Source organism: Streptomyces sp. NPDC041191 (genome assembly GCF_055591945.1).
The window spans coordinates 78597-91514 of record NZ_JBVIZC010000011.1 but is presented as its reverse complement, the minus strand read 5'-3'; the positions used below and the strand labels follow the sequence as shown (position 1 = coordinate 91514).

10 protein-coding genes and 3 tRNA genes are annotated in these 12918 nt (G+C 71.8%); 8 read left to right on the top strand and 5 right to left on the bottom strand.

Going from position 1 to position 12918, the window contains the following annotated elements; all coding sequences use genetic code 11:
* Positions 1-230 precede the first annotated feature (230 nt).
* Positions 231-1691, top strand: coding sequence for a N,N-dimethylformamidase beta subunit family domain-containing protein (locus tag ACZ6AQ_RS22200; RefSeq protein WP_468761616.1), 1461 nt, complete (start codon positions 231-233; stop codon positions 1689-1691).
* Positions 1692-1775: 84 nt separating this feature from the next.
* On the top strand, positions 1776-2687 hold the full coding sequence (locus ACZ6AQ_RS22195; protein WP_468761614.1) for a phosphoribosylaminoimidazolesuccinocarboxamide synthase: 912 nt from the start codon (positions 1776-1778) through the stop codon (positions 2685-2687).
* Between the two features lie 53 nt (positions 2688-2740).
* Here the strand turns inward: ACZ6AQ_RS22195 and ACZ6AQ_RS22190 are convergent.
* The 4 genes from ACZ6AQ_RS22190 to ACZ6AQ_RS22175 form a co-directional block, all read right to left on the bottom strand.
* A tRNA-Gly gene (locus tag ACZ6AQ_RS22190) sits at positions 2741-2816 on the bottom strand.
* Positions 2817-3129: 313 nt separating this feature from the next.
* Positions 3130-3202: transfer RNA gene (locus tag ACZ6AQ_RS22185), tRNA-Gly, on the bottom strand.
* Positions 3203-3282: 80 nt separating this feature from the next.
* A tRNA-Gly gene (locus tag ACZ6AQ_RS22180) sits at positions 3283-3354 on the bottom strand.
* A gap of 226 nt (positions 3355-3580) precedes the next feature.
* On the bottom strand, positions 3581-3925 hold the full coding sequence (locus ACZ6AQ_RS22175; protein ID WP_468761612.1) for a histone-like nucleoid-structuring protein Lsr2: 345 nt from the start codon (positions 3923-3925) through the stop codon (positions 3581-3583).
* A 351-nt stretch (positions 3926-4276) separates the two neighbouring features.
* On the opposite strand from ACZ6AQ_RS22175, the gene purS reads away from it, so the two are divergent.
* From purS to ACZ6AQ_RS22150, 5 genes are all read left to right on the top strand, one after another.
* Positions 4277-4522 carry a phosphoribosylformylglycinamidine synthase subunit PurS gene (gene purS, locus ACZ6AQ_RS22170; protein WP_015035032.1) on the top strand — a complete coding sequence of 82 codons (246 nt, stop codon included), beginning with the start codon at positions 4277-4279 and terminating at the stop codon, positions 4520-4522.
* Complete coding sequence (gene purQ, locus ACZ6AQ_RS22165; RefSeq protein WP_388690071.1) at positions 4519-5199, top strand: phosphoribosylformylglycinamidine synthase subunit PurQ; 681 nt, start codon at positions 4519-4521, stop codon at positions 5197-5199. Before purS ends, purQ begins: the two co-directional genes overlap by 4 nt.
* Positions 5199-7448: a phosphoribosylformylglycinamidine synthase subunit PurL gene (purL, locus tag ACZ6AQ_RS22160; protein WP_468761610.1), complete on the top strand. Its 2250-nt coding sequence runs from the start codon at positions 5199-5201 to the stop codon at positions 7446-7448. The genes purQ and purL overlap by 1 nt, the downstream gene beginning before the upstream one ends.
* A 79-nt stretch (positions 7449-7527) precedes the next feature.
* A complete protein-coding gene (locus ACZ6AQ_RS22155; RefSeq protein ID WP_468761608.1) occupies positions 7528-8316 on the top strand; it encodes a maleylpyruvate isomerase family mycothiol-dependent enzyme in 789 nt (262 codons plus the stop codon).
* A 135-nt stretch (positions 8317-8451) separates the two neighbouring features.
* Positions 8452-9291 carry an META domain-containing protein gene (locus ACZ6AQ_RS22150; RefSeq protein WP_468761607.1) on the top strand — a complete coding sequence of 280 codons (840 nt, stop codon included), beginning with the start codon at positions 8452-8454 and terminating at the stop codon, positions 9289-9291.
* 34 nt (positions 9292-9325) lie between these two features.
* Here the strand turns inward: ACZ6AQ_RS22150 and ACZ6AQ_RS22145 are convergent, their stop codons facing one another.
* Positions 9326-10729 carry a sulfatase-like hydrolase/transferase gene (locus ACZ6AQ_RS22145; protein ID WP_468761604.1) on the bottom strand — a complete coding sequence of 468 codons (1404 nt, stop codon included), beginning with the start codon at positions 10727-10729 and terminating at the stop codon, positions 9326-9328.
* Positions 10730-11388: 659 nt separating this feature from the next.
* Here ACZ6AQ_RS22145 and purF point away from each other — a divergent pair.
* Positions 11389-12915, top strand: coding sequence for an amidophosphoribosyltransferase (purF, locus tag ACZ6AQ_RS22140; protein WP_388690062.1), 1527 nt, complete (start codon positions 11389-11391; stop codon positions 12913-12915).
* Positions 12916-12918: the final 3 nt, after the last annotated feature.

The following is a 12918-nucleotide window of genomic DNA, read 5'->3' as shown; positions in this document are numbered from 1 at the left end:
CACCCACCACACGGCGTACGCCGGCGGGCACCCACCGATCGGCACGCGCCGGCCGGCGCGCACCGGGCAGCGTGCGACGAGCGGCACGAACCAGACGGCACAACCGAGCAGGACGATCGAGCAGGACGACCCAGCGGTACGGACCGGGCGGCACGACCGGGTGGCACGGGCCGGGAGAGACACCACAGGCCACGGGCCGGCGGACCGGGGGAGTCGAGGAGGGGCGCATCATGGGGGCGGATCAGATCAGACGGTGGGAGTCGGGCGCGCTGGCGCACGCCGTGTCGGACCCGTTCGGCCAGGGCCCGCTGCCCTGGCTGCGCGGTTCGGAGAACTACTTCGACGACACCGGTCAGATCGTGCCCTGGTACGCGGACGAGGTCCTGGCCCGGGGCGGCGGTGGCGGCCCCCGCACGGCGGACGACGTCCGGCGCCAGATCAAGGGCTTCGCGGCCCGCGGGGCCGTCGCGCCGGGCGAGTCGATCGACTTCCACATCACCGTGGACCCGCCGCAGCAGTTCTCGGTCGACATCTACCGGATCGGCCACTACAGCGGCGTCGGCGCCTCGAAGATCACCACCAGTCCGCGCATCTCCGGGATCGTCCAGCCGCCCCCGCTCACCGCCGACCGCACGGTCTCCTGCCACCACTGGTGGCAGTCCTGGCGGCTCCAGGTCCCCAGCTACTGGTCGACCGGCGCGTACGTCGCCGTCCTCACCACCGCCGACGGGCACCGCTCCCACGTCCCCTTCACGGTCCGCGACGACCACCCGGCCGATCTGCTCCTCGTCCTCCCGGACGTGACCTGGCAGGCGTACAACCTCTACCCGGAGGACGGCCGCACCGGCGCCAGCCTCTACCACGCCTGGGACGAGGACGGCCGGCTGCTGGGCGAGGAGGAGGCGGCCGTCACCGTCTCCTTCGACCGCCCCTACGCGGGCGCGGGCCTCCCGCTGCACGTCGGGCACGCCTACGACTTCATCCGCTGGGCCGAGCGCTACGGCTACGACCTGGCGTACGCCGAGACGCGCGACCTGCACGCGGGCCGGATCGACCCGGGCCGCTACCGGGGCCTGGTCTTCCCCGGCCACGACGAGTACTGGTCGGTGCCGATGCGCCGGGCCGCCGAGCGCGCCCGCGACCTGGGCACCTCGCTCGTCTTCCTCTCCGCCAACACCATGTACTGGCAGGTGGAGCTGGGCCCCTCGCCCTCCGGCGTGCCGGACCGGCTCCTCACCTGCCGCAAGCGGCGCGGGCCGGGCCGGCCCGCCCTCTGGCGCGAGGCGGGACGGCCCGAACAGCAGCTCCTCGGCATCCAGTACGCGGGCCGGGTGCCCGAACCGCACCCGCTGGTCGTGCGGAACGCCGGGCACTGGCTCTGGGAGGCCACCGGCGCCGGGGACGGCGACGAGATCCCGGGCCTGGTCGCGGGCGAGGCGGACCGCTACTTCCCGCGCACGGCGCTCCCCGAGCACGAGAGCCGCATCCTGCTCGCGCACTCGCCCTACCAGGACGGCGAAGGGGCCCTGCGCCACCAGGAGACGTCCCTCTACCGGGCCCCGTCCGGGGCCTGGGTCTTCGCCTCCGGAACGTTCGCCTGGTCGCCGGCGCTCGACCGTCCGGGGCACGTCGACGCCCGTGTCCAGCGCGCCACCGCGAACCTCCTCGACCGGATCTGCAAGCGGGACTGACCGCGCCGGAGAGCCCGCCCGCCGGTGGTCCGCGCCCGTACGAGAGAATCGTGGGGCTCCTGGATCAACCTACGCGGAGGAACCGTGTCCGGATTCGTAGAAAAGCCCGAGCCCGTCCAGGTCCCGGGCCTCACCCATCTCCACACGGGCAAGGTGCGCGACCTGTACCGGAACGAGGCCGGTGACCTCGTGATGGTGGCGAGCGACCGCATGTCCGCGTACGACTGGGTGCTGCCCACCGAGATCCCCGACAAGGGACGGGTCCTCACCCGGCTCTCCCTGTGGTGGTTCGACCGGCTCGCCGACCTGGTCCCGCACCACGTCCTCTCCACCGACCTGCCCGCCGGCGCCCCCGCCGACTGGGCGGGCCGCACCCTGGTCTGCAGGTCGCTGGACATGGTCCCGGTCGAGTGCGTCGCGCGCGGCTACCTCACCGGTTCGGGCCTGGCCGAGTACGAGGAGTCCCGCACGGTCTGCGGACTCGCGCTCCCCGAGGGGCTGTCCGACGGCTCCGAGCTGCCCGGCCCGATCTTCACCCCGGCCACCAAGGCGGCCGTGGGCGACCACGACGAGAACGTGTCGTACGAGGAGGTCGCCCGCCAGGTCGGCGCCGAGAGGGCCGCGCTGCTGCGCCGGACGACCCTCGACGTGTACTCCCGGGCCCGGGACATCGCCCGTGAGCGCGGAATCGTCCTGGCCGACACCAAGTTCGAGTTCGGCTTCGAGAGCACTCCGGACGGCGACCGGCTCGTCATCGCGGACGAGGTCCTCACCCCGGACTCCTCGCGCTTCTGGCCGGCCGACCAGTGGCAGCCGGGCCGCCCCCAGCCCTCGTACGACAAGCAGTTCGTACGGGACTGGCTGACCTCTCCGGCCTCCGGCTGGGACCGCCGGAGCGAGCAGCCCCCGCCGGCGCTCCCGCAGGAGGTCGTGGACGCGACCCGGGCCAAGTACATCGAGGCGTACGAGCGCCTCACCGGCAACACCTGGAGCTGAGGCCCGCGCGGGTACGAGAAAGCCCCCGGTCGGATCGACCGGGGGCTTCTTCGTGGAGCGGACGACGAGATTCGAACTCGCGACCCTCACCTTGGCAAGGTGATGCTCTACCAACTGAGCCACGTCCGCATGCGCCGTAGCGCGGGGACCACTATACCCAACCTTTCGCCCGCGTGAGACGCGCCGCCGTCCGCCGGTTCCCGGCGCCGGGCTTCACGGCGGCGGGGAGTTCCCCACGGCGACGGCCTCGGCCACCAACTCCGTTTCCGCGTAACGGTTTCCGGCGCGGACGGTACGGACGGGTCGGGCGGCCCGCCCCGTACGGACGTGGCCACCGTCACACCGTCCGTGGCGGGCACCCGCAGAACGAGCGCGGCGACGCCGGGGCGGAGGAAACACGACGAAGGCCCCGGTTCCTGAGAACCGGGGCCTTCGCTCCCTGAGCGGACGACGAGATTCGAACTCGCGACCCTCACCTTGGCAAGGTGATGCTCTACCAACTGAGCCACGTCCGCATTGCTGCCGCTCAGCTTTCACTGGGCGGTGCGAGCACCACTCTACCTGATCCACCAGAGTGGCCGGTAACGCGATGCAGAGCGGGTGACAGGGATCGCACACTGCGCCTTCCCCCTGGAAGGGGGATGTTCTACTACTGAACTACACCCGCACGCTCCTCGGAGTGGGGCCTTCCGGCCTCGCCCCTCGGCGTGATCCAGACTCTAGCGGATCATCGGGGGGGCAATGCAAATCGGCGCCCGCCCCGGGCCGGCCGCGGCCCGGGGCGGGCGCCGCGCACCCGCGTCCCGCGCCCGGGTCCACCCCCGAGAACCGGCCTCGGGCGTCCCGGGGCGTTCCCGGGTCTTCGAGCCCCGCCGTCCCCGCCCGCCGCTCCGTCAGCTCGCCTCGCGGAACGCCTCGTAGACCCGCTTGGGGATGCGGCCCCGCGCGGGCACCTCCAGCTTGTGGGACTGCGCCCAGGCGCGGACCGCCGCGGGGGCGGGGGCGAGGGCGGTGTGCGTGTACGGGCCGGAGGGCTGGTTCCGGTCGTCGGCGCCGGCCCGGGCGGGGAGCTTGCGCCCGGCCGCCAGGTAGGGCGCGAGGGTCTCGCGGAGTTTCTCTGCATTGGCAGCATTCAGGTCGATCTCGTACATCTTCCCGTCGATCCCGAACACGACCGTTTCAGCCGCTTCTCCACCCTCGATGTCATCGGACAGGGTGACCACCACACGCTGAGCCACGGATATCGGTCCTTTCCTGCGGCTGCCGGGGTCGTGGGGCGCTTTTGGCGCTCCTGACGTGCGGCGATGCCGACCGTTCGGCTGTGCCGGGACAATGCTGCTTTCCTCTGGAAACCTTTGTACAGGTGCAGGTGTCGCAGGGGGAAGCCCCGCCAATTGTTTCAGCGTGTCCCGGCGCAATGAGGTCCGCAATATTTAACGTGAATTTTGCTGGGGAACCTCTGGCGACGAGGGGGCGAAGGGGTCTTGCGGCCCGGTCATTTGTAGGAACCTTCAGATCTCTACCCGCGTAGAATTTGGAGGCAGGTACGCTGAGGGAACCGCCCACGCAACACACCACCGGGAGTGCCAGTGGCACGCGTCGTAGTCGACGTCATGCTCAAGCCGGAGATCCTCGACCCCCAGGGGCAGGCGGTGCAGCGTGCACTGCCCCGCCTGGGATTCGCCGGAATCGCCGACGTCCGTCAGGGGAAGCGCTTCGAGCTGGAGGTGGAGGGGCCGGTCGACGACGCCGCCCTCGCCCGCATCCACGAGATGGCCGAAACCTTCCTTGCCAACACCGTGATCGAAGACTTCGTCGTGAAGGTGGAGTCGTGACCGCACGCATCGGCGTCGTCACGTTCCCCGGAACGCTCGACGACCAGGACGCGCTGCGCGCCGCCCGCCTCGCGGGGGCCGAGCCCGTCCCGCTCTGGCACCGCGACAAGGACCTCAAGCAGGTCGACGCCGTGGTCCTGGCCGGCGGCTTCTCCTACGGCGACTACCTGCGCGCGGGCGCCATCTCCCGCTTCTCGCCGGTGATGGGGACGATCATCGAGCAGGCGAAGGCGGGCATGCCCGTCCTCGGCATCTGCAACGGCTTCCAGATCCTCACCGAGGCCCACCTGCTGCCGGGCGCGATGCTGCGCAACAACCACCTCCACTTCATCTGCCGCGACCAGAAGCTGCGGGTGGAGAACGCGGAGACCGCCTGGACCTCGGACTACGTCCGGGGCCAGGAGATCGAGGTCCCGCTCAAGAACATGGACGGCCGCTACGTCGCCGACGAGCGCGTGCTCGACGAGCTGGAGGCCGAGGGGCGGGTGGCCTTCCGCTACCTCGACGTGAACCCCAACGGCTCGCTCCGTGACATCGCGGGCGTCACCAACGCCGCGGGCAACGTGGTCGGCCTCATGCCGCACCCGGAGCACGCCGTCGAGCCGCTGATCGGCACCGGCAAGACGGACGGTCTCGGTTTCTTCACCTCGATCCTCAAGAAGCTGGTCAACGCGTAATGAGCCTCGACACCGTCAAGCACGCGAGCGGGACGCCGGACAGCGAGCAGCCCTGGAAGGAGCTCGGCCTCAAGGAGGACGAGTACGCGCGCATCCGCGAGATCCTCGGCCGCCGTCCCACCGGCGCCGAACTCGCCATGTACTCCGTCATGTGGTCGGAGCACTGCTCGTACAAGAGCAGCAAGGTCCACCTGAAGCAGTTCGGCGAGAAGGTCCCCGCCAACGACGCCATGCTCGTCGGCATCGGCGAGAACGCCGGCGTCGTGGACGTCGGCCAGGGGTACGCGGTCACCTTCAAGGTCGAGTCGCACAACCACCCCTCGTACATCGAGCCCTACCAGGGCGCGGCCACCGGCGTCGGCGGCATCGTCCGCGACATCCTCGCCATGGGCGCCCGCCCGGTCGCGGTCGTGGACCCGCTGCGCTTCGGCGCGGCCGACCACCCCGACACCAAGCGCGTGCTGCCCGGTGTCGTCGCCGGCATCGGCGGCTACGGCAACTGCCTCGGCCTGCCCAACATCGGCGGCGAGGTCGTCTTCGACTCCTGCTACCAGGGCAACCCGCTGGTCAACGCCGGCTGCATCGGCGTGATGAAGCACGAGGACATCCACCTCGCCAAGGCGTCGGGCCCCGGCAACAAGGTCATCCTGTACGGCGCCCGCACGGGCGGCGACGGCATCGGCGGCGTCTCGGTCCTCGCGTCCGAGACCTTCGACGACACGAAGCCCACCAAGCGCCCCGCCGTCCAGGTCGGCGACCCCTTCCAGGAGAAGCTCCTCATCGAGTGCACCCTGGAGATCTTCCAGGAGAAGCTGGTCGCGGGCATCCAGGACCTCGGCGGCGCCGGGCTCTCCTGCGCCACGTCCGAGCTGGCCTCCGCCGGTTCCGGCGGCATGCGGATCGACCTCGACAAGGTGCACCTGCGCGACGCGACGCTCTCGCCCGAGGAGATCCTCATGAGCGAGTCGCAGGAGCGCATGTGCGCGATCGTCGAGCCCGAGCACGTCGAGCGCTTCCTGGAGATCTGCGAGAAGTGGGACGTCATCGCCACCGTCATCGGTGAGGTGACCGAGGGCGAGCGCCTGGAGATCTTCTGGCACGGCGAGCAGATCGTGGACGTGCCGCCGCGCTCCGTCGCCCACGAGGGACCGACCTACCACCGGCCGTTCGCGCGCCCGGACTGGCAGGACGCGCTCCAGGCCGACGACGCCGGCAAGCTGCCCCGGCCGCGGAACGGCGAGGAGCTGAAGGACCAGGTCCTCAGGCTCGTCTCCTCCCCGAACCAGGCGTCCAAGGCGTGGATCACGGACCAGTACGACCGGTTCGTGCAGGGCAACACGGTCCTGGCGCAGCCCGAGGACGCGGGCATGGTCCGGATCGACGCGGAGTCGAACCTGGGCGTGGCCATGGCGACCGACGGCAACGGCCGGTACGCCAAGCTCGACCCGTACACGGGTGCGCAGCTCGTGCTCGCGGAGGCGTACCGCAACGTCGCCGCCACGGGCGCCAAGCCGCTCGCCGTCTCGGACTGCCTGAACTTCGGTTCGCCCGAGGACCCGGCCGTGATGTGGCAGTTCGCCGAGGCCACCCGCGGCCTCGCGGACGGCTGCCTCCAGCTCGGCACCCCGGTGACCGGCGGCAACGTGTCGCTGTACAACCAGACCGGTGACGTGGCGATCCACCCGACGCCCGTCGTGGCCGTCCTCGGCGTGATCGACGACGTCAACCGCCGCACCCCGATCGCCTTCGCGGAAGAGGGCCAGCTCCTCTACCTGCTCGGCGACACCAAGGAGGAGTTCGGCGGCTCGGCGTGGTCCGAGGTGATCCACCAGCACCTCGGCGGCCTGCCGCCGGCCGTGGACCTCGACCGGGAGAAGCTGCTCGGCGAGATCCTGATCTCGGCCTCCCGCGACGGCATGATCGACGCGGCGCACGACCTCTCCGACGGCGGCCTCGTACAGGCGGTCGTCGAGTCCTGCCTGCGCGGCGGCAGGGGCGCCCGCCTCGTCGTCCCCGAGGGCCTGGACGCCTTCACCTTCCTCTTCAGCGAGTCGGCGGGCCGCGCGGTCGTCGCCGTCCCGCGCAGCGAGGAGCTCCGCTTCACCGACATGTGCGGCGCGCGGGGCCTGCCGGCGACCCGGATCGGCGTCGTGGACGGCGACGCGGTGGACGTGCAGGGCGAGTTCGTCCTCTCCCTGGAGGAGCTGCGCACGGCCCACGAGGCGACGATCCCGGGCCTGCTGGCCTGATCCGTCGCAGCGGCAGCGGTACGCGGGCCCCCGTCCGGACCTTCGGTTCCGGGCGGGGGCCTTCCCGTACCCTCGCTCCATGCCACCGGCCAAGAAGCGCACCCGCAGCTACGACCCCGTGAAGACCCGGGCGGCCGTCCTCGCCCAGTTCGGGCACGTACGGGACGCCGTCGAGGCGTTCACGACCGCGCAGCTCGACGGGCCGACCCGGCTCGGGGAGTGGACCGTGCGGGACCTGGCGGCGCACGTCGCGTGGATGGTCGACTCCGTGCCCCGGCTGCTCGCCGCCCCCGCACCGGCCGCGCGGGAACTGGCTCTGCTCGACTGGCCGTCCAGGACCGCGGAGGCCGCCGGGCGGATCGACGCGCACACGCGCGGACTCGACGCCGCGGACCTGCCCGCCCTCTACGCGCGCGTGCGGGACGACTACGAGGCGGCGGTGGCGGGCGCGGGCGGCGAGCGGCTCCTGCCGCTGAGCCTCGGCGCCATGACCCTCGGGGACTTCCTCGTCACCCGGGCCGTCGAACTCGTCGTCCACACCGACGACCTGAACGACGCGACGGGGGCCGCCATCCCGTACGACCGGCAGGCCCTGGCCGCCTGCACCCGCCTCCTCGCGGACGTGCTCGCGGCGCGGGTGCCGGGCGGCGCGGTCGAGGTCCGGGTTCCCCCGTACGCGGTCGTCCAGTGCGGGGAGGGCCCCCGGCACACCCGGGGCACCCCGCCGAACGTGGTCGAGACGGACCCCCTGACCTGGATCAGGCTGGCCACCGGGCGCACGGGGTGGGCGGCGGAGCGGGACGCGGCCCGGGTGAGCGCGAGCGGCGAACGCGCCGACCTGGCGGGCCTGCTGCCCCTGATGGGGTGACCCGTACGGGGGAGCCGGCCGACCCTGAGAGGGCCACCCGTACGGGAGGGCCCCCGCCCCTGTCGGGATGATCCGTACGGGTGGCACTCGGGGAAGGGAGGGGAACCGTCTCGTCCGTCCCCCCGTCCCATCCCCATGTCGAAGCCACGCGCACTCGTCGTCCTGGTCCCGCTCCTCCCGGCCCTCCTGCTCACCGCCTGCGGTACGGAGGGGGGTCGCGGCTCCGGGCCCGGGGCGGGCACCGTCTCCCCGGACCTCCCGCTCACCGGCACGCACTGGACCGTCGACAGGGTCACCGTCGGCGGAAGCGCGTCCGGCGCCCCGGACGGCGCCCGCGTCACGTTCGGGAAGGACGGCCGCGTCACGGGCAGCGGCGGCTGCAACACCTTCAACGCGACCGTCACGGTGCGGGGCGACACCCTCACCGCCTCCCCGGGCCCGATGACCGAGATGGCCTGTTCCGCCGACCGGATGCGGTTCGAGAAGGAACTGGTCAAGGTCTTCTCGGGGCGGCTCAAGGGCGTGCTGGGGAACGACACGCTCACCCTGACCTCGCCCGACGGACGGAACGCCCTCGCGCTCACCGCCGAGCGTCCCGCCCCCCTGCGCGGCACCACCTGGAAGATCGACGGGCTCGTCTCCGGGAAGACCGCGACCTCGCTGCCCGCCGGCAGCGCGGGCAAGGCGCGGTTCGTCGTGGGCGAGGACGGCCGGGTCACCGGCAACCTGGGCTGCAACAACTTCTCCGCGTCCGCCAGGAACGACGCCACGACCCTCACGATCGAGGGCCCGGCCGCCACCACGCGCATGATGTGCGCGAGTCCGCAGATGACGCTGGAGACGAAGCTGTACGAACTCCTCGACGGCCCGCTCTCGTACCGGATCGACCACCGCGCCCTGACCCTCACCGACGCCTCGGGCGAGGGCTTCACCGCGGTCGCGGTCGAGGCCGAGGCCGCGACCGACGGCCGGTAGGGCGGGCCGCCAGGTCAGGGCGGGTCAGGGCGGGTCAGGCAGGTCCGTAGGGCAGGAGCCCCGCGTCGATCCGCTCCCATGCCTTCCGCAGCGAGGCGGTGAGTCCGGGCTCGGCGGCCGCCCGGTCCGCCTGCTCGCGGGCGTCCCCGGCGAGGTGGAAGAGCTGGTCGCGGCCGGTCTTCCCCCGGTAGTACTTCCAGTCGCCCCGGCGCAGGGCCCGCTCCCCCCGCACCCGCCAGAACAGGTCCCGTTCGGGCACCTCGTCGCCGTGCAGCAGGTACCGGGCGAGGCTCGTGCCGTCGAGCGGGTGGGCCGGGTCGGGCCGGGCGCCCGCCAGTTCGAGGAGGGTGGCGGTCCAGTCGGGGGTGAAGACGGGGAGGCGGCTGACCTGGCCGCCGTCGATCCGGGCCGGCCAGCGCAGGATCGACGGGACGCGGATGCCGCCCTCCTGGAGGGAGCCCTTGTTGCCGGTGAGCGGCCAGTTGTAGGAGAAGCGTTCGCCGCCGTTGTCGCTGGCGAAGAAGACGAGGGTGTCGCGCTCCCGGCCGGAACGGCGCAGCGCGTCCAGGACCTTGCCGACGGACCGGTCGAGGTCCTCGACCATCTGTCCGTACTTCTCGACCGAACCGCCGTCCTGGTGCCACAGGGCACGGCCGTCGCCGGCCTTGATGCGGCGGACGATCTCGTCGCTCGTCCCCTTGTCGCCGTCGGCGACCCACGGCCAGTGCGGAGTGGTGAAGTTCAGGTTGAGGAGCCAGGGCCGGTCGTGGTCGCGGGCGACGTACTCGCTCGCCCGTTCGGTGAGGATCCGGGTGTAGTAGCGCAGGTCCTTGTACGCGGCGTCGCCCTCGTAGAGGTCGTACTCGCCGCCGAGGCCGAGCTTCGAGTAGTACTCCAGGGCCCCGCCGAAGTTCCCGAAGAACTCGTCCCAGCCGGAGCGGGTGGGGGAGTAGTCGGGGAGGTAGCCGCAGTGCCACTTGCCGATGAGGGCGGTGGCGTACCCGGAGTCGCGGAGCAGCGAGGCGAGCGTGGGATGGGTGGGTTCGAGGCCGACGGAGCGGTCGGCGATGGGTTCGGCCAGACCGCCCTTCGTACGGCCCGGATAGCGGCCGGTGTAGAGGCTGAAGCGGGTCGGGGAGCAGGTCGCGGAGCCGGAGTAGGCGTCGGTGAAGCGGACGCCCTGGCGGGCGAGCCGGTCGAGGTGCGGGGTGCGGATGTGCGGGGAGCCGTACGAGGAGAGGTCGGCCCAGCCGAGGTCGTCGCCGAGGATGAAGAGGATGTTGGGGCGCGGGGAGTGGCGGCGGGGGCGCGCGGCGCGGAAGTCGCGCTCCTCGGGCGCGGCGGCCTGGGCCGGGGCGGCGGTGACGCCGAGGGCGGCGGCGGCCGCGGCTCCGGCGGCGGCACCGCCGAGGGCACGGCGGGACAGGGGCGTGGACATGGGGGTCTCCAGACGGGCGTGCGGGTACGTCTCCGGGCCCGGTGGCGGCGCCGGGCGGGCGGAGGAAAAGACGGGAAAAACGGGGAAAAACGGGGGAAAGGCGGGGGAAAGGCGGAGGAGAGAAGGGGGAAGGAGACCGGGAAGCCGGTCAGGCGCGGCGACAGCCGGCGCTCGTGACACGGACGAGGTGCACGTGTCGGCGCTGGACGAGGGTGACCGACCGGTCACGCGGGGGCTGCATGGGCTGGAGCTTCGTCCGGCGTCCGCGTACCTGTCAACGACCGTCTCGCCCCCCGGGACCGGGTGTGGCGGCGCTGTTGCGGCAGTGTTGCGAGCCCTCGGAAGAACCCCGGAAGGACCCCGGAAGGGCCCCGGGAGGACCCCCGGAAGGGCCCCGGGAGGACCCCGAAGGGATCCCCGGAACGCCCCCGGAATCCCCCGGGAACGCCCGGGGACTGCGAACTCCGTCACATCACGGGGAATTTCGCGGGCCGGTACGGGGGTCCGCGCGCCGGAACCCGGGGACCGGGATCCCTTGTTCCGCCTGGCTTGTAGGCCCCTCCAAGCCGGAGATGATCAATTCATGCGATCCCACAAGGAGGGAGTCGCGGGATTTCGCCAATTCGGACCAGTGGTCGAGCCCGTCTACACTCGGAAACGTGCCACGTGGTGACGGTCGACTCAATCACGATCTGCTTCCCGGCGAGAAGGGCCCCCAGGACGCTTGCGGCGTCTTCGGGGTCTGGGCTCCGGGTGAAGAGGTCGCAAAGCTCACGTACTTCGGGCTCTACGCCCTCCAGCATCGGGGCCAGGAATCCGCGGGAATCGCGGTCAGCAACGGCTCCCAGATCCTCGTCTTCAAGGACATGGGCCTCGTGTCCCAGGTCTTCGACGAGACCTCTCTCGGTTCCCTCCAGGGTCACATCGCGGTCGGTCACGCCCGCTACTCGACCACCGGTGCCTCCGTGTGGGAGAACGCGCAGCCGACGTTCCGGGCGACCGCCCGGGGCTCGATCGCGCTCGGCCACAACGGCAACCTGGTGAACACGGCGCAGCTCGCCGAGATGGTCGCGGACCTGCCCAAGAGGGAAGGCCGCGCGACCCAGGTCGCCGCGACCAACGACACCGACCTGGTCACCGCGCTCCTCGCGGGCCAGGTGGACGAGGACGGCGAGCCGCTCACGATCGAGCAGGCCGCCGCGAAGGTCCTCCCCGACGTCCGGGGCGCCTTCTCCCTCGTCTTCATGGACGAGCACACGCTCTACGCGGCCCGCGACCCGCAGGGCATCCGCCCGCTGGTCCTCGGCCGTCTGGAGCGCGGCTGGGTGGTCGCCTCGGAGTCCGCCGCCCTCGACATCTGCGGCGCCAGCTACGTCCGCGAGGTCGAGCCGGGCGAGATGATCGCGATCGACGAGAACGGCATCCGCACCTCACGATTCGCGGAAGCGAAGCCCAAGGGCTGCGTCTTCGAGTACGTGTACCTGGCCCGCCCGGACACCGACATCGCCGGCCGGAACGTGTACCTCTCCCGCGTGGAGATGGGCCGCCGCCTCGCGAAGGAGGCGCCCGTCGAGGCCGACCTGGTGATAGCGACGCCCGAGTCCGGCACCCCGGCCGCCATCGGCTACGCCGAGGCGTCCGGCATCCCCTTCGGCGCCGGCCTGGTGAAGAACGCCTACGTCGGGCGCACCTTCATCCAGCCCTCCCAGACCATCCGCCAGCTGGGCATCCGGCTGAAGCTGAACCCCCTCAAGGAAGTCATCAAGGGGAAGAAGCTCGTGGTCGTGGACGACTCGATCGTCCGCGGCAACACCCAGCGCGCCCTGGTCCGGATGCTCCGCGAGGCCGGTGCCGCCGAGGTCCACATCCGGATCTCCTCCCCGCCGGTCAAGTGGCCCTGCTTCTTCGGCATCGACTTCGCGACCCGCGCCGAGCTGATCGCCAACGGCATGTCGGTCGACGAGATCGGCAAGTCGCTGGGCGCGGACTCGCTCTCGTACATCTCCCTGGAGGGGATGATCGAGGCGACCACGATCCAGAAGCCGAACCTCTGCCGCGCCTGCTTCGACGGCGAGTACCCGATGGAGCTGCCGGACCCCGAGCTGCTCGGCAAGCAGCTCCTGGAGACCGAGCTGGCGGCCGGACCGGCGGCCACCGCGGCCTCCGACGCGCTCCGTCGCCCGTGAGAC